Origin of the sequence: Dickeya sp. ws52 (assembly GCF_007210685.1) — a bacterium.
GTDB lineage: Bacteria > Pseudomonadota > Gammaproteobacteria > Enterobacterales > Enterobacteriaceae > Dickeya > Dickeya chrysanthemi.
Genome location: NZ_SZVX01000011.1, coordinates 51,202 through 68,734, shown reverse-complemented (window position 1 = coordinate 68,734; position 17,533 = coordinate 51,202). Strand labels below are relative to the sequence as shown.

Annotated in this window: 15 protein-coding genes; 11 read left to right on the top strand and 4 right to left on the bottom strand. The window is 51.3% G+C overall.

Annotation, left to right across the window (positions count from 1 at the left end; translation table 11 throughout):
• Nucleotides 1–28 precede the first annotated feature (28 nt).
• Both ilvB and ilvN read left to right on the top strand, forming a co-directional pair.
• A complete protein-coding gene (gene ilvB, locus FDP13_RS12250; RefSeq protein WP_143839548.1) occupies nt 29–1,693 on the top strand; it encodes an acetolactate synthase large subunit in 1,665 nt (554 codons plus the stop codon).
• A gap of 3 nt (nt 1,694–1,696) precedes the next feature.
• Nucleotides 1,697–1,990, top strand: a complete 294-nt coding sequence (gene ilvN / locus FDP13_RS12245; RefSeq protein ID WP_012768344.1) for an acetolactate synthase small subunit — start codon at nt 1,697–1,699, stop codon at nt 1,988–1,990.
• Between the two features lie 43 nt (nt 1,991–2,033).
• On the opposite strand, the gene FDP13_RS12240 is transcribed toward ilvN, so the two are convergent.
• Nucleotides 2,034–2,801 (bottom strand): DedA family protein, encoded by a 768-nt coding sequence (locus FDP13_RS12240; RefSeq protein WP_033575423.1) that lies wholly within the window; start codon nt 2,799–2,801, stop codon nt 2,034–2,036.
• A 190-nt stretch (nt 2,802–2,991) separates the two neighbouring features.
• Between FDP13_RS12240 and FDP13_RS12235 the strand changes: the two genes are divergently transcribed.
• From FDP13_RS12235 to FDP13_RS12225, 3 genes are read left to right on the top strand one after another with little or no spacing between them, the layout of a single operon-like run.
• The gene (locus FDP13_RS12235; RefSeq protein WP_143839547.1) at nt 2,992–3,843 is read left to right on the top strand and encodes an N-acetylmuramidase family protein; all 852 of its coding nucleotides are present in this window, start codon (nt 2,992–2,994) and stop codon (nt 3,841–3,843) included.
• 11 nt (nt 3,844–3,854) lie between these two features.
• Nucleotides 3,855–4,421, top strand: coding sequence for a hypothetical protein (locus FDP13_RS12230; protein ID WP_143839546.1), 567 nt, complete (start codon nt 3,855–3,857; stop codon nt 4,419–4,421).
• Entirely contained in the window at nt 4,418–4,984 is a 567-nt protein-coding gene (locus FDP13_RS12225) for a hypothetical protein (RefSeq protein WP_143839545.1), read from the top strand. Before FDP13_RS12230 ends, FDP13_RS12225 begins: the two co-directional genes overlap by 4 nt.
• An 82-nt stretch (nt 4,985–5,066) precedes the next feature.
• Here FDP13_RS12225 and FDP13_RS12220 read toward each other — a convergent pair whose 3' ends face one another.
• Nucleotides 5,067–5,546, bottom strand: a complete 480-nt coding sequence (locus FDP13_RS12220) for an Hcp family type VI secretion system effector (RefSeq protein WP_027710871.1) — start codon at nt 5,544–5,546, stop codon at nt 5,067–5,069.
• Nucleotides 5,547–5,759: 213 nt separating this feature from the next.
• Here FDP13_RS12220 and FDP13_RS12215 point away from each other — a divergent pair, with 213 nt between their 5' ends.
• Both FDP13_RS12215 and FDP13_RS12210 read left to right on the top strand, forming a co-directional pair.
• Entirely contained in the window at nt 5,760–6,326 is a 567-nt protein-coding gene (locus FDP13_RS12215) for a hypothetical protein (protein ID WP_143839544.1), read from the top strand.
• 2 nt (nt 6,327–6,328) lie between these two features.
• Nucleotides 6,329–6,886, top strand: coding sequence for a hypothetical protein (locus FDP13_RS12210; protein WP_143839543.1), 558 nt, complete (start codon nt 6,329–6,331; stop codon nt 6,884–6,886).
• Nucleotides 6,887–6,930: 44 nt separating this feature from the next.
• Here FDP13_RS12210 and FDP13_RS12205 read toward each other — a convergent pair whose 3' ends face one another.
• Nucleotides 6,931–7,308, bottom strand: a complete 378-nt coding sequence (locus FDP13_RS12205) for a hypothetical protein (protein WP_231578060.1) — start codon at nt 7,306–7,308, stop codon at nt 6,931–6,933.
• Nucleotides 7,309–7,520: 212 nt separating this feature from the next.
• On the opposite strand from FDP13_RS12205, the gene FDP13_RS12200 reads away from it, so the two are divergent.
• The 3 genes from FDP13_RS12200 to rluA all read left to right on the top strand — a co-directional run bounded on the left by FDP13_RS12200 (nt 7,521) and on the right by rluA (nt 13,772).
• Nucleotides 7,521–9,893: a DNA polymerase II gene (locus FDP13_RS12200; protein ID WP_143839542.1), complete on the top strand. Its 2,373-nt coding sequence runs from the start codon at nt 7,521–7,523 to the stop codon at nt 9,891–9,893.
• A gap of 258 nt (nt 9,894–10,151) precedes the next feature.
• Entirely contained in the window at nt 10,152–13,055 is a 2,904-nt protein-coding gene (rapA, locus tag FDP13_RS12195) for an RNA polymerase-associated protein RapA (RefSeq protein ID WP_012768333.1), read from the top strand.
• Nucleotides 13,056–13,118: 63 nt separating this feature from the next.
• Nucleotides 13,119–13,772 (top strand): bifunctional tRNA pseudouridine(32) synthase/23S rRNA pseudouridine(746) synthase RluA, encoded by a 654-nt coding sequence (rluA, locus tag FDP13_RS12190; protein ID WP_143839541.1) that lies wholly within the window; start codon nt 13,119–13,121, stop codon nt 13,770–13,772.
• Between the two features lie 137 nt (nt 13,773–13,909).
• Here rluA and djlA read toward each other — a convergent pair whose 3' ends face one another.
• Nucleotides 13,910–14,866: a co-chaperone DjlA gene (gene djlA, locus FDP13_RS12185; protein WP_143839540.1), complete on the bottom strand. Its 957-nt coding sequence runs from the start codon at nt 14,864–14,866 to the stop codon at nt 13,910–13,912.
• 150 nt (nt 14,867–15,016) lie between these two features.
• Here djlA and lptD point away from each other — a divergent pair, with 150 nt between their 5' ends.
• Entirely contained in the window at nt 15,017–17,440 is a 2,424-nt protein-coding gene (lptD, locus tag FDP13_RS12180) for an LPS assembly protein LptD (RefSeq protein WP_143839539.1), read from the top strand.
• Nucleotides 17,441–17,533: the final 93 nt, after the last annotated feature.

Here is a 17,533-nt window from a genome sequence, read left to right as displayed (position 1 = left end):
GACACCGGCTCTGATAAAGGATATGACTATGCGTTATACAGGAGCTGAGCTGATCATCCGTCTGCTGGAACAGCAAGGCATTACCACCGTGACCGGTATTCCGGGCGGCGCAGCATTGCCGCTGTACGATGCGTTGGGAAAAAGCCGTACTATTCGCCACGTACTCGCCCGCCATGAACAGGGAGCCGGATTCATCGCTCAGGGGATGGCGCGCGCCAGCGGTAAAGCGGCGGTTTGTATGGCCTCCAGCGGGCCCGGCGCCACCAACCTGCTCACCGCCATCGCTGACGCCAAGCTCGATTCCATTCCGCTGGTGTGCATCACCGGTCAGGTGCCGTCAAGTATGATCGGCACCGATGCCTTTCAGGAAGTCGACACCTACGGCATCTCAATCCCGGTCACCAAGCACAACTATCTGGTACGCGACATCAACGAGCTGCCGCAGGTGATTAACGATGCCTTCCGTCTGGCGCAGTCCGGCCGTCCCGGCCCGGTCTGGGTGGATATTCCCAAAGACGTGCAAACGGCCACCATTGAGCTGGCGGAGCTGCCCGCACCCGTCGCGTTATCCCCGGCTCCGGCTGTCGATACTCATGCCCTGAACGCCGCCGCAGCGATGATCAATCAAGCCAAACGCCCCATTCTGTATCTGGGCGGCGGGATCATCAGCGCCGGAGCGCATCAGCAAGCTATCGAACTGGCGGAGCGTGCCGGGCTGCCTACTACCATGACGCTGATGGCGCTGGGCGCCATGCCGGTGGATCACCCGCTGTCACTGGGTATGCTGGGTATGCACGCCGCCCGCTATACCAACCTGATCCTGCAACAGTCGGATTTGTTGATCGTGCTGGGCGCCCGCTTTGACGATCGCGCCATCGGAAAAGCGGAAGAATTCTGCCCGGATGCCCGCGTTGTCCATATCGATATCGATCCGGCCGAACTCGGCAAGATCCGCCAGCCGCACGTGGCGCTTCACGCCGATGTGGCGCAGGCGTTGGACCAATTACTGCCGCTGGTCGAGCGTCAGCCGCGCACCGAGTGGCTCGAACAGGTTCGTACCCTGCAACGCGATTTCCCGTTCAACATGCCGAACATCGACGATCCGCTCAGTCACTACGGGTTGATCCGTGCGGTGGCCGAACAACTGGACGATCAGGCCATCATCACCACCGATGTGGGCCAGCACCAAATGTGGGTGGCGCAGGCCTATCCGCTGCGGCGCTCACGTCAGTGGCTCACCTCCGGCGGTTTTGGCACCATGGGCTTTGGCGTGCCCGCCGCTATCGGCGCCGCGTTGGCGGAACCGCAGCGCACCGTGGTCTGTTTTTCCGGCGACGGCAGCCTGATGATGAACATTCAGGAAATGGCCACCGCCGTGGAAGAAAACCTGAACGTAAAAATCGTCCTGATGAACAACCAGTCGCTGGGGCTGGTGCACCAGCAGCAGGAGCTGTTTTACCAGCAAAACTTTGTGGCGTCCAACTACCGCTACCAAACCAACTTTCTGGCGATTGCCGCCGGATTCGGTTTCGCCACTTGCGACCTGAACGCGGCTGAAAACCTGCAAGCCGCACTGCGCGACGCACTGCAACGACCCGGCCCTGCATTGATTCACGCCGCTATCGATATCAACGAAAAAGTGTTTCCGATGGTACCGCCGGGTGCCGCCAACATTGAGATGATTGGAGATTAAATTATGCAGACTTCATCGACGACTGGACAGGTCACGCTGGAACTCTCGGTACGCAACCACCCTGGCGTGATGTCGCACGTATGCGGGCTGTTCGCCCGTCGCGCGTTCAACGTAGAAGGCATCATGTGTATGCCGCTGCCAGGCAATGAGCAAAGCCGCATCTGGCTATTGGTGAAAGACGATCAACGCCTGCCGCAGATGATCAGTCAGGTAGAAAAGCTGGAAGACGTATTGCAAGTAACTCGCCACGGCGAAGAGATGAAAATCTTTGATCAGGTCGCGGAGTTTTACCGCTAACCTCAGGCGCGATACCGGGCAAACCGGTATCGCGTCGGCTCATTTATCCATTCAAAATCTGCCACAGCAGACGCCGATACACCGGCATCAACGGATGCTGCCACAACTGCCACAGACTAACGGCGGCGATAACCGACGCCAGCGGCGCCAGCCAGCGCAGACGCGAAGCCGTCAACCAGCTGGTTGATGCGGCATCTTCCCCACGAGGGACGCGCCACCAACGCCACAGCAACCAACCCGCACACCACAGCAGGATAGCCGTGACCAACAGCAGCCATTTAAAGCTGCCACTATCGGCCTGTTTGGGAATATCAATCGCCACCCCCGCCAGAATGCCGGGCATCAGGTATACCGGCGGCCAGGTGAGGCAGCCGATGATATTCGGCAGCGCAAAGCGCCGGGGCGACAACTCCAACATTCCCGCCACCATCGGAACCAACGGGCGGGTCGGGCCAAAAAACCGCCCGATCAGAATCGTCGCCATATTATGCTGGTGCAGCATTTTTTCGGTGCGATACAGATACGCCCGATGCTTTTGCAGGAACGACCAGTTATGCAACCGGTCCTTAAAACGCCAGCCAATGAAGTAGGAGATCCAGTCTCCCAGCAAGCAACCGATGATGCCCATACCCCAGGCCGGATATAGCCCCATATTGCCGCTGCCGATCAACGCCCCCAGCGACGCCATCATCAGCGTGCCGGGCAACAGCAACCCCACCAGCGCCAGTGACTCCAGAAACGCCACCAGCAGTACCGCCGTCAACGAATACGCTAACGATTGTGTGATCAGATGCTCCAGCCAGGCTTCCATAAACCTCTACATTTCTGCTTTTTTATGAACAAAGATAACGGGATGATAGCAGGAAACGGCAGGAATATGGCAGATCGTAGTAAAAACGCGGCTGAGGCGAAGCTCACCATGACTGGACAGCCATGTCCTTGAAGCAGCACCCTTTTGTTGTTATAAAAGCATCACTTTAAGAAAATAAATGGATTGACTCATGGAAGAAGCGAGGATTGCTTTTCCTGTTGGCAACGGGCAGATCAACAGGGTTGAGGACGTAAAAACCGTTCAACAGTTACTGAACAGCCGGTCAAACGGAACACTGAGCGTTGACGGTATTGTCGGCATCAGAACACAGGCAGCCATTATCCACTTTCAGCGCCAGATAGTAGGAATGGGTACGCCTGACGGTATTGTCTCCCCGCACGGCCCTACACTGAGAAAATTAAACCATCTTCACACCCGACGCCCGGCAATCTCTCAGCCATCATTTTCTGCCAATTCCGGCGACAGCGTTTCCGAAGAGCTCTACCTGAATGCAGCCAGAGAGCTAAACTGCGAAGTAGCGGCGATTAAAGCGGTTGTTATGACTGAAACCGCATTACGTAGCGCTTTTATCAGTTCCGGGAAACCGAAAATACTCTATGAAAGACACTATTTTCGACGACTGACACAAGGTCGATATGATCGCGCATACCCGGAGATATCAGGCGAACGTTACAAGCAATATGGCTCACATGAACTCCAATATGAAAGACTCGAAACTGCAATGACACTGGATCGGCAAGCTGCACTCATGTCCGCCTCCTGGGGAGCGTTCCAGATTATGGGAGAAAATTATAGAAGTGCAGGTTTTAATGATATTGAAAGCTTCGTTTCTGCAATGGGAAATATTAATGGTCAAGTATTTTCTTTTATTAATCATATAAAAAATACGCCAGCTCTACGCTCGGCATTACAAAATAAAGATTGGACAACATTTGCAAGGCTTTACAATGGGAGAAAATATGCTGAAAGGAATTACCATATAAAAATGGCAAATAATTATCATTTACTAACAACCAGATAATAGGTAATCCTATGAAAAAAATATTACTACTAATTATACTAACTGTTTCATTACAATCTTACGCATCGATTAATTTAGTGAAAAGCAGCGAAGATTTATTAATAAAAAAAACCATTGAAGATGCAAATCAAAGAGGCATTGTTGATATAAAAATACAAGAAGAGCAAATTTTTGCCATTAATGAAAACAATAAAAACATAGGAACAATAATACCAGGAAAAGGATTTTATAAAAATTACTATCCAGTTTGTTTTATTAGCTGGTCTACTGACAAGAAGACAATATCCAATATTGTCTTCTCAATGGGGAATGGTGATTTTGAGTTTTCACAATGCGAAACCCTTGATGCGCTAGGAAAAATAGAATCCGCAGGAAAGGTATTCATTGGATTTGTTTATTCAGTTGGTTTACCTGATGATAGAACGGAACAAAATTATTTTTTATTGGCACTAGATCAGGATAGAAGAGCTATTGTAGATGAAAGTAAACTTGTAGAACCTCTTCAAAACACCAATGAAAGAAAAAGTATTTCTGCAATCAGAAAACATCTTAAAAAGGTGATGGAAGATAAAGAATGAAAGTCCTGTTGGCAATACTCATATTGATAACTCCATTGAGTTCATATTCTACTATTAAACTAACTAAAATTAATGATAGTAGCATATTGAAGAAATTGATAATAAAAGGCCAAGCATCAGATATCAGCCGCATAAAAATACAGAAAGATCAGACTTTCGACATCAGCGAAAACGGAAAATACATAGGCACTATCGTGCCTGCAGAAGGATATTACAACAAAATTGAACCGTTCTGTTTCATTGGATGGTCTTCAGATAATAAAAATATCTCAGATATAAAAGTCTCTATCGGTCGGGGATTTTTTGAAACGGTGACCTGCCTGAGTCTCGATGCGGTAGGAAAAATTGAAGTTAAAGGAAAAACGTTCATTGGTTTTGTTTATACCGTAGCATTACGCGACAGAACATCGCAGAACTATTTTTTACTTGAATTAGATGAAGATAGAAAAACAATAACAGACGTAAGTGATATAATTGAAAAACTACAGTTTTACTCTGAAAAGAAAAGCATTGTTGATCTTAAAAAGTACCTTGAAGAAGAGCTGAAAGCTGTAAAAAGCTAAAAACCGTTAAATTTAAGCTTAGTTATCTGGCACCTAATATCATACAATGGTGCCAGATAATAACGCAGGAAGATCCCACTAATTAAAACAGCTGGCTTTCCCAAATACAATAAGCACTGGTTCCGGCTTTGACATGTTCGCATAACATATTTTTATAAGTAAAAGAGATAAACTCTTCTGGTTGATATTCATTGTGCGTTATCGAACTGGGGTAGTGCATTCTGATATTTTTTACTTTTGCATCGGTCAATTTTATTGAGAAATATTGCTCCATCCCCCCATTCTCTGAGGTTCGATAAAAAATGAAAGAACAGGTTAAATATTCATTCTCGTTTAATGCACTCAATAATAATGGTGTCGATTTATCAATGGGCTTCCTAATTTCAACAGGTTGATATGCAACATTATCGATGCGCTCTGCTGCATTGTTTAGCTCATAGACAAAAATCTCATTTTCATGCCCTTTTTGCCATTTGTTCCCCATTGAGTCATAAGATCCACATCCAGAAGAAATCAGCCCCTGATTTTTACCTTCTATTTTCAGATAAATGATATTGGCCATAAAATTCCCTTTACCTAATAAACATAAACAAGTGATATACACATCTACGATAATAATTAAATTTTCCATAAATATCTATATCTTATGAGAATAAAAATTTTTTGACACACATCAAGATATACTTAATCATAACTTAGAGACTTTTTTATTGAAAAAACAAAATATTATTGTTATAAAAACCCACCAAATTATTAAAATAACCAAAAAACACACATGAAAAAAGCAATATACACATCAGTACTTATAACACTATTAGCATCAATACCATCCTATGCATCGGTCAACTTGATAAAAAGTGATGATGAAACCTTATCAAGTGAAATAATAAAGTCAGGAAATGACAAAGAGATTATTGATATAAGCATTCAAGACAATCAACAGTTTGATATTATTGATGATGGTAAATACATCGGAACAATAATACCTGCCAGAGGGTTTTACAATAATGATAAACCACTGTGCTTTATTGGTTGGTCAACAGACAAAAAAACAATATCAAAAATCATCCCATCAATAGGGCAAGGATATTTTGAACTCTCTCTCTGTTCAAAACTTAATGCAATAGGAAAAATAGAGGGAAAAGGAAGAACCTTTATTGGCTTTGTATACACTGTAGGGTTGAGGGACAGATATGCTCAAAATTACTTCCTCATTGAGTTAGACAAAGAGAAAAGAACGATAGAAGATAAAAGTCAACTCATTGAAAAATTTCAAAATGACTCAGAGAAAAAGAGCATAGCTGATCTAAAAAAAGATATAAAGAAAATTGAAGAGAAATAACAATGAAGAAAATACTGGCAACAATAACATTGTCGATGTCGCTGCAAGCATATGCATCAATTATATTAACACCGATTGATGGTAGTCATCTATTATCACCATTATCGATAAAAGCTCAGCCACTGGAAGTAGAGCAGATAGAAATACATAATAGCCAATCTTTTGACATTACTGAAAACGGTAAATATCTAGGAACACTCATCCCTGCCGAAGGATATTACAAAAAATACAACCCATTATGCTTTATTGGCTGGTCAACAGACAAAAAAGAAATCAGTAATATTGTGCCATCTATTGGTCAAGGTGATTTTGAAAACTCAACCTGTTTAAGCCTCGATGCAGTGGGGAAAATAGACGTTAGCGATAAAACATATATAGGCTTCGTTTATACTGTTGGGTTAAGAGATAGACAAGCAAAAAACTACTTCTTGCTTGAGCTGGATAAAGATAAAAGAATGATCGTAGATAAAAGTACAGTTATTGATGAACTACAAAATAATGGTGAAAAAAAAAGCATTGCAATGCTCAGAAAATATCTTTCTCAAAATATCTTGCGCTAGCCTTAACTAATCGTTAATTATCAAATGAAAAAAACCAGTGGACATTACAACAATAACTCAAAATAAGTAGCATTATCTTCATGGTTAACGGAAAGCACGATGAACTTATTTTTATCGGGTGATGTCCATACTTCCCGGTAGCCATCATTCATCATGCTACGAAACTCTAATGATTTAACATAGCGCCTTAACGTCTCAATATCGGTGGTATTGTCGAAATATATACCGATAACCTGCTTTCCAGGCCCCTCGGCATCACCATATTTTATTTGATAATTTTGGGATATCTTAGGTACGTTTTTTATTATTGGTTCAATTAACTGATTGCCGCCAAAACCAATATAAGAGGGAATACATGCATTGGCATTAGAAGCACAGATAAAGAAAGATAAAATGAAAATCAGCCGGCTCAATATGCTCATATCCTTCTAACCAATTTCCTTTAAGTACAGTGATTATTCATTTAGCCCACGAAATCATAACCAGATAAGAAAGATTGAGTGTACAACTTAAACCAGAGAGCCAATATCGGCAAGTAGACAGCGCTATTGAAACAAGTCCTGAAACTGGACAAGAACTGTATATATATCCATAATTTATTGCATTACTCCACTTACTCATCCGATAACACGCCATGACCCTTTCCCCACCGCGTCAGGGATTTGTACTGACCCGCCACTGGCAGGACACGCCCGCCGGCGTGCTGGTCGAATGCTGGCTGGCAACCGACACCGGCCCCTGCCGGGTCAGGTTATCTCCACAGCAGGCAGTGGCGTTTGTACCCATGCGCCATCAGGCGCAGATTAGCCGGTTATTGAGCGGTGAAAAGCACTGGCAGCTGCGACCGCTGGCGCTGAAAAACTTCCACCACGAACCGCAACTCGGGCTCTACTGCCTGCACTACCGCCAGTTGCTGCGTCTGGAGAAGAAACTGCAGGAAGCGGGAATTCCGGTGTACGAGGCAGATATCCGCCCGCCGGAGCGATTTCTGATGGAGCGGTTTATCACCGCGCCGGTCTGGTTCAGTGGCGAAGAGACTGCCGACGGCCTGATCGATCACGTGAAGCTAAAACCCGCACCGGATTATCGCCCACCGCTGAAAACCGTATCGCTGGATATCGAAACCAGCCGTCACGGCGAGCTTTACTGTATCGGCCTGGAAGGCTGCGGCCAGCGTCAGGTGTTTATGCTGGGACCGGAAAACGGCACCCCGGAAGGCGCGGGTAATCTGACGCTGGAGTATGTCGCCGGCCGCCCCCAATTGCTGGAAAAACTCAATCAATGGCTGCACACCTATGACCCGGACGTAATCATCGGCTGGAATCTGGTGCAGTTCGATCTACGGGTACTGCAACAGCACGCTGAGCGTTACCGCATCCCGCTGCGGCTCGGACGCCGCGGCCAGGAACTGGAATGGCGCGAGCATGGTTACCGGCCGGGGCATTTTTTCGCCGGTGCGCCGGGGCGACTGATCGTCGATGGCATCGAAGCGCTGAAGTCCGCCACCTGGAATTTTGCTTCGTTTAGCCTGGAATTTGTCTCCCAGTCGCTGCTGGGTGAGGGGAAAGCCAGTGATAATCCTTACCAGCGGCTGGAGGAAATCGAGCAGCGTTTTCAGCAGGACAAACCTGCACTGGCGCGCTACAACCTGAAAGACTGCGAACTGGTGACGCGTATCTTCGAGAAAACCCATTTGATCGATTTTTTGCTGGAACGCGCCAGTGTCACCGGGCTGGCGGCGGACCGCAGCGGTGGTTCCGTTGCGGCGTTTACCCACCTCTACCTGCCGCGGATGCACCGGGCCGGGTTCGTGGCGCCCAACCTCGGCGAGGTGCCGCCGGAAGCCAGCCCCGGCGGCTACGTGATGGATTCCCGCCCCGGCCTGTACGATTCAGTGCTGGTGCTCGACTACAAAAGCCTGTACCCCTCTATCATTCGCACGTTTTTGATTGACCCGGTTGGGCTTATCACCGGCTTGCAGCAACCCGATGAACAACATGCGGTAGAGGGTTTTCGCGGCGCCTGGTTTTCCCGCCGCCAGCACTGCCTGCCCGCCATCGTGGAAGAGATCTGGCATGAACGCGACCTCGCCAAACAGGAAAACAACAAGCCGTTATCACAGGCGCTAAAAATCATCATGAATGCGTTTTATGGCGTGCTGGGGTCGAGCGGTTGCCGCTTTTTCGATCCACGCCTCGCCTCCTCCATCACCCTACGTGGCCATGAGATCATGCGCCAGACCCGTTCCCTGATTGAAGCCAAAGGTTATCAGGTGATTTACGGCGATACCGACTCTACCTTCGTCTGGCTGAAGCGCGCCCACAGTGAGGACGACGCGAACATCATCGGTCATGAGCTGGTGGCCTATATCAATGACTGGTGGCAGCAGCACCTGCACCAGCAACACGGGTTGATCAGCGCGCTGGAGATGGAGTACGAAACCCATTTTCACCGTTTTCTGATGCCCACCATCCGCGGTACCGAACTGGGCAGCAAAAAGCGCTACGCCGGCATGACAGTAACGGCACAGGGCGAACAGATGGTGTTCAAAGGGCTGGAAACGGTGCGTTCCGACTGGACGCCGCTGGCGCAGCAATTCCAGCAACAGCTTTACCAGCGCATCTTCCACCACGAACCGTATCAGGAGTGGGTACGGGAGTACGTGGCGAAAACGATGAACGGCGAGCACGACGACCTGCTGGTATACCGCAAACGTCTGCGCCATAAACTGAGCGACTATCAGCGCAACGTGCCGCCGCAGGTACGCGCCGCCAGAATGGCCGACGACTACAACCGCCGGCATGACCGGCCGTTGCAGTACCAGAGCGGCGGCTGGATAAGCTACGTCATCACGGTGAACGGGCCGGAACCGCTGGAAAATCGCCGCTCGCCGCTGGATTACAGCCACTACCTGGAAAAACAGCTGCAACCGGTGGCCGATGCTATCCTACCTTTCATTCACGATGATTTTGCTACACTGATTACCGGACAGATGGGGCTATTTTGACAATCCGGTGGTGCCTGACAGGTGACGAACAGGTCACCATCCAGTACCATAGCGCCCTTCAAAAATATCAGACGTGGGTCCACGTCTGTCATTTAGACAACGGTCAATTACATCCGGGGCGCTCCCCATACCCGCATCACAGGCTGTGCACGACATCATCATTGTCGCGCAGGGCGGGTAAGGTATTGCCGGACGCAGGGGTCGGCGGCCTCCTGTTCAGACATTCTCCGACAACGACGAGTATCGAGCTTAGAATTTATGCCTTTTACACTTGGTCAACGCTGGATCAGCGACACAGAAAGCGATTTAGGATTGGGTACGGTAGTGGCGATGGATGCCCGCATGGTGACTCTGCTGTTTCCGGCCAGCGGCGAAAACCGCCTCTATTCCCGGAGTGACGCGCCCATTACCCGCGTCATGTTCAATCCCGGCGATACCGTCACCAGCCACGAGGGCTGGCAGTTACGGGTGGAAGACGTTCGTGACGAAAAGGGTCTGCGCACTTATATAGGTCAGCGCCTGGACACCGATGAGCCCGCCGAACTGCGGGAAGTGTTCCTCGACAGCAAACTGACCTTCAATAAACCGCAAGATCGGCTGTTCGCCGGCCAGATTGACCGGATGGATCGCTTCGCGCTGCGTTATCGCGCGCATCGCCACCAGCACGAGCAGGCGCTGCAACCCTGGGGGGGATTGCGCGGTATGCGCGCCAGCCTGATTCCGCATCAGTTGCACATCGCCCGTGAAGTAGGTCAGCGCCATGCGCCGCGCGTACTGCTGGCGGACGAAGTGGGTCTGGGCAAAACCATCGAAGCCGGCATGATTATCCATCAGCAGTTGCTGGCAGGTCGTGCGGAACGCGTACTGATCGTGGTGCCGGAAACGCTGCAACATCAGTGGCTGGTGGAAATGTTACGCCGCTTCAACCTGCTGTTCTCGCTGTTCGACGATGAGCGTTACGCCGAAGCCCGCCTCGACAGCGACAACCCGTTTGAAACCGAGCAACTGATCATCTGCTCACTGGATTTTGTGCGCCGCAATCCGTCACGCTTCGAACAACTGCTGGACGCCGATTGGGACCTGCTGGTCGTGGACGAAGCGCACCATCTGGCATGGAGCGAAGCGGCACCCAGCGCCGGCTATAAGGCGGTTGAGCGTCTCGCGTGCGCCATCCCCGCCGTGCTGCTGCTGACGGCGACGCCGGAACAATTAGGTCAGGAGAGCCACTTCGCTCGTCTGCGTCTGCTCGATCCGAACCGTTTCCATGACTACCACGAGTTTATCGCCGAACAGCAGCAATACCGCCCAGTCGCCGACGCGGTCACGCTGTTGCTCAGCGGCAACCGTATCAGCGACAGCGAACGTAATGCACTCGGCGAGATGCTGGGCGAGCAAGATATCGAACCGCTGCTGAAATCCATCGCCAGCAACAGTGAAGACAGCGCAGTTGCGCGTCAGGAACTGATTACCATGTTGATGGACCGGCACGGCACCAGCCGCGTGCTGTTCCGTAACACCCGTCAGGGCGTAAAAGGCTTCCCGAAACGCGAACTGCATCAGGTAAAGCTGCCGTTACCCACGCAGTATCAGACGGCGATCCGTGTATCCGGCATTATGAATGCCCGTAAATCCGCCGAAGATTGCGCACGCGACATGCTCTACCCGGAGCAGATTTATCAGCAGTTCGAAGACGATAACGCCACCTGGTGGAGTTTCGATCCGCGCGTCGAATGGATGCTGGAATTTCTGACCAGCCACCGCGACGAAAAAGTCCTGGTGATCTGCGCCAAAGCCGCCACCGCACTGCAACTGGAACAGGTGCTGCGCACCCGCGAAGCCATCCGCGCCGCGGTGTTCCACGAAGGGTTGTCGATCCTCGAGCGCGATCGCGCCGCCGCGTACTTCGCCTCGGAAGAGGAAGGCGCACAGGTGTTGATCTGTTCCGAGATCGGTTCCGAAGGGCGCAACTTCCAGTTCGCCAGCCATCTGATCATGTTCGATCTGCCGTTTAACCCGGATCTGCTGGAACAGCGCATCGGCCGTCTGGATCGTATCGGTCAGAGCCACGATATTCAGATTCTGGTGCCTTATCTGGAAAATACCGCTCAGGCGCTGCTGGTGCGCTGGTATCACGAAGGGCTGGATGCGTTCGAGCACACCTGCCCAACCGGTCGAGCGATTTATGATAACCACTACGAGCAGTTGATCAACTTGCTGGCGAAACCGTCTGAACAAACCGGGCTGGATGAGTTTATTCATACCTGTCGCCAGCAACATGACGCGCTGAAAGCCCAACTGGAGCAAGGTCGCGATCGCCTGCTGGAGATGCACTCCAACGGCGGCGAGCGGGCGCAGGCGCTGGCCGGGGCGATCGCCGAACAGGATAACGACGTCAATCTGGTGAATTTCGCCCTCAACCTGTTCGACATTATCGGCATTCATCAGGACGACCGCAGCGATAACCTGATCGTGCTGACGCCGTCGGATCATATGCTGGTGCCGGATTTCCCTGGCCTGCCGCAGGACGGTTGCACCATTACGTTCGATCGCGATCAGGCATTGTCACGCGAAGACGCGCAGTTCGTCAGTTGGGAGCATCCGCTGATCCGCAACGGACTGGATCTGATCCTGTCCGGCGACACCGGCAGTTGCGCCGTCTCGCTGCTGAAAAACAAGGCATTGCCGGTCGGCACCCTACTGGCGGAACTGATCTATGTGGTGGAAGCGCAGGCGCCGAAGAAACTGCAATTGACCCGTTTCCTGCCGCCGACGCCGATTCGCGTCCTGCTGGATCGCAAAGGCACTAATCTGGCGGCACAGGTGGAATTCGAGAGCTTCAACCGTCAACTGAGCGCAGTTAATCGCCACACCTCCAGCAAGCTGGTGAACGCGGTGCAGGACGAGGTACACGACATGTTGCAGAAGGCCCAGCCGCTGGTGGAAGCGCAGGCGCAGGAACTGATCGCCGATGCGCAGCGTAATGCCGAAACGCAGTTGCGCCGTGAACAGGAACGACTGGAGGCGCTCAAAGCCGTCAACCCGAACATCCGTGACGACGAGCTGGAAGCGCTGGAAGAACAGCGCGAACAGGTACTGCTGAATCTGCAACAGGCCAACTGGCGTCTGGATGCCATCCGTCTGGTGATGGTGGCGCACCAGTAAGCCCCATCGGTTATCTACCTACTTCGCGGCAGGGTCTACCCTTGCCGCGATGCCGGAGCCTTCATGGAACCCTATAACCCGCCCCGCGATCCCTGGCTGCACATCCTGTACCAGGATCAGCACATCATGGTGGTGAACAAACCCAGCGGATTGCTCTCCGTTCCCGGCCGTGCCGAAGAACATAAAGACAGCATCATGACCCGCATTCAGGCCGACTTTCCCGCGGCCGAATCCGTCCATCGTCTGGACATGGCCACCAGCGGCGTAATGGTGGTGGCGCTGACCAAGGCGGCTGAACGGGAATTGAAACGCCAGTTTCGTGAACGGGAACCGAAGAAATCCTATATCGCACGCGTCTGGGGGCACCTGACGCAGGATGACGGGCTGGTCGATCTGCCGCTGATTTGCGACTGGCCGAACCGCCCAAAACAAAAAGTTTGTTTTGAACAGGGCAAACCCGCCCAAACCCACTATACCGTGTTATCACGAGACAACGACGGTACCACCCGCGTGAAGCTGATGCCGATCACCGGGCGTTCACACCAGTTGCGCGTCCACATGTTGGCGCTCGGCCATCCGATTCTGGGCGACGGATTTTACGCCCACCCAGAAGCTAAAGCGCTGGCTCCCCGTTTATTACTTCATGCACAGGAACTGGCGATCACCCATCCGGTCTTTAACACACCGATGCATTTTCGCTGCGAAGCAGATTTCTAATTCGCTGCGAAGCAGACTTCCAAGCCCTTCTTCAGGCACGTATTCCTCTTTCTGAAAACGGTGATTCTTTAGAAAGGGCTGCGTTGAAAGCGCAGGCAATCGGAAGAAGAAAGCAAGTGTTCGGGAAACAAGAGAAGTCAGCGAGAAAACTTATTGATCTTCAGAAACTCATAGGCGGCCTGAATATCCTGCGCTTTGCGCTTGGCCATCTCAATCATGCGCGGCGACAGGCCCTTACCCATCATTTTGTCCGGATGGTGCTCGCTCATCAGCTTACGATAAGCACGTTTTACCGTCGCGGCGTCATCCGTGCTACGAACCCCTAATGTACGGCAGGCGCTTTCCAGCGTCGGCCCACGCGACGATATCGGCGGCCGCTGACCGTAGGACTGCCCGCCATAGGATTGATTACGTCGCTGATAAGATTTATTGCCCTGCCACGATGATTGCTGGCTATTCTGCCGGGACTGATGGCTGCTCCCCTGTCGCGACTGGTAGGTGTTCCCCTGCCGTGACTGGTAGCCATTATTACTGTTTTGTTTTGATGATTGATGAGTGTTGCGCTCCATGCTGCGTATAAACAGTTCGAACTGTTCACGGGTCACCCCCAGCTCATCAGCGAAAACATACAACAGCCGCCGCTCGTTCGGATGTAACGCACCGTCCACAAACGCAGCCTGTAACTGGATCTCCAGAAACATGCGGATTAAATCGAAACGCCCGATACAGGCATCACGTAACTTGCGTAATTTATTGCGTACCGGAAACTGGCTGGCCTTGCCTTCACGAAACGCCTGCTGTGCGGCATTACGCGCCTCGCCATGCAGTTCCAACCGGTCCATCATGGAGGTAGCGATACGGATATCAGACTCCGTCACCCGCCCTTTCGATTTCGCCAGGTGCCCCATCGCCTGAAAGGTCGTCAGGCAGAACAGCGCCTGCCGGGTGGCTTGCGCGGAAAAAAAGTCGCGCTGACGGGATGCACGGACTCTGTCAAGCAAATGACCCAGCAGGAGCCCGATTATCAACCCGCCGACACCGGCGCTGGACGCAATCCCCAACGCGAGTCCCAGCAACTTTCCCCAATACCGCATATACTCCTCAAATCCCCATGCCGTCGGCCAAAAATTGCTTTATCATACCCGTCATTTATCTTTGCTCCTAACGGCAACGCATAGAAAATGGCGGGGATTTTGCGCTGGCACCACGCTGGCGACTGATATAGTCTCTGACCGTTTGCCGGCATGATGCCCTTGATGACGGAACACCTGATACCGCGTATGAAAAAAAGTTTTCCAACCCTGCTGGCCTCATTAATTGGGTCGGCGCTGTACAGCCAGCAGGCGCTGGCCGATCTCGCCTCTCAGTGTATGTCGGGCGTTCCCGTATATAATCGCCCGCTGGTGACCGGAGATACCAGTCAGTTGCCGGTGCACATCAAAGCCGATCAGTCTCAGGCGAACTACCCGGATAGCGCCGTTTTTACGGGTAACGTCAATATTGAGCAAGGTAACCGTGTGCTGACCGCAGATCAGGTGCAGTTGCATCAACAGCAACAGGCCGGTCAGGCTGACCCGATTCGCACCGTAACGGCCATCGGTAACGTGCACTACGATGACAATCAGGTCATCCTGAAAGGTCCGCGCGCCTGGTCCAACCTCAATACCAAAGATACCGACGTCGAAAACGGCGACTATCTGATGGTTGGGCGTCAGGGCCGTGGCGACGCCGACAAAATGAAACAGCGCGAAAATAACCGTTACACCATTCTGGATCATGGTTCATTTACGTCCTGTCTGCCCGGTGATGATAGCTGGAGCGTGGTCGGTTCGGAAGTGATCCAGGACAGACAGGAAGAAGTGGCGGAAATCTGGAACGCCCGTTTCCGCATCGCCGGTGTTCCGGTGTTCTATAGCCCTTACATGCAAATGCCGATTGGCAATAAGCGCCGTTCCGGCTTCCTGATCCCCAACGCCAAATACGGCAATAGTAACGGCTTTGAGCTGGTTACGCCTTATTACTGGAATATCGCGCCTGACTACGACGCCACCATTACGCCGCATGTACAAACCAATCGCGGCACTCAGTGGCAGAACGAATTCCGTAATCTGTCTCGTTTTGGTTTTAGCGTGGTCGAATTCGACTGGTTGCAAAACGATAAACAGTATAAAAACGATGTGCTGTCTGGAAAATCGGGCTACGCCCCTGACGACGATTACACTCGCTGGTTGTTCCACTGGCAACATACTGGGGTCGTCGATCAGGTCTGGCGTATCAATGTCGATTATACCAAGGTCAGTGATCAAAACTATTTCACTGATCTGGACTCCGTCTACGGAAACACCACTGACGGCTATGCCACCCAGAAATTCAGCCTGGGTTACGCCACCCGTAACTGGGATGCCACAGTATCAACTCGCCAGTATCAAATATTCAGCAACCTGGCTAATCGCGATGTGTACCGTGCTATACCGCAGTTGGATATCAATTTCGCCCAGAATGACATCGGCCCCTTTGATTTATACCTTTATGGCCAGGCCGCCAAATTTACCAACGTTAATCCGAGCCTGCCGGACGCCACACGATTCCACATAGAGCCGACGTTGTCGTTGCCCATGTCCAATCAGTGGGCCAGTCTGAATACCGAAGCCAAGCTGATGGCGACTCACTATCAGCAGGAAAACCTGGATACCTACAGATCCAATCCGAATAATACCGCTGCCCAGCAATTGGAAGCACAGCAATTAAGAGACAGCGTTAACCGTGTCATGCCGCAGTTTAAAACTGACGGTAAGATGGTGTTTGAACGCGATATGGATTGGGCGAAAGGCTACACCCAGACGCTGGAACCACGGATGCAATACCTGTATATACCGTACCGTGACCAGTCTTCGGTTCGTGCTTATGACTCTACGCTGCTGCAGGCCGATTATGCCGGTTTATTCCGCGACCGTACCTTCAGCGGTCTGGATCGCATCGCCTCCGCTAATCAGGTATCAAGCGGTGTGACGACGCGTTTGTATGACGATACGTTAACAGAACGATTCAACGCCTCTCTGGGGCAGATTTATTACTTTGAACACCCGCGCACAGGTTCCAATTCAAGCATCGATCAGAACGACGAACGCGGCAGCCTGAATTGGGCGGGCGACAGTTACTGGAAGTTTGCCGATAATTGGGGCATCCGCGGCGGCGCGCAGTACGATGAACGCCTGAAAGACTTCACGCTCGGCGATGCGGTACTGGAATACCGCGGCGGCGGCGAACGTATGTTCCAGTTGAACTATCGTTTCGCCAGCTCGAAATATATTCAGGCAATGCTGCCAACCGTCACCAACCCCGGTTTCCAGCAAGGCATTTCTCAGGTAGGCGCAACCGCCAGTTGGCCGTTGTCCGATCGTTGGGCCATCGTCGGCGCCTACTACTATGATACCAAGGCGAACCAGCCGGCCGACCAGTTAGTGGGCTTGCAATACAATACCTGCTGTTGGGCCGTCAATGTTGGTTATGAGCGCAAAATCACCAAATGGGACAATGTCACCAGCAAAAGCCTTTACGACAATAAGATCGGCTTTAGCTTTGAACTCCGCGGTCTGAGCAGCAATTACAGCCTGGGAACGGAAAAAATGCTGAAAACCGGTATTTTGCCTTACCAGCGTGCGTTCTGATGATGTAACGCCGGGAACTCTGGCGACAAGAAACGTCTAATGACCGGTAGCGATTAAACATTTAACCCGCCCTGGCGGATAAAATTAACGGGA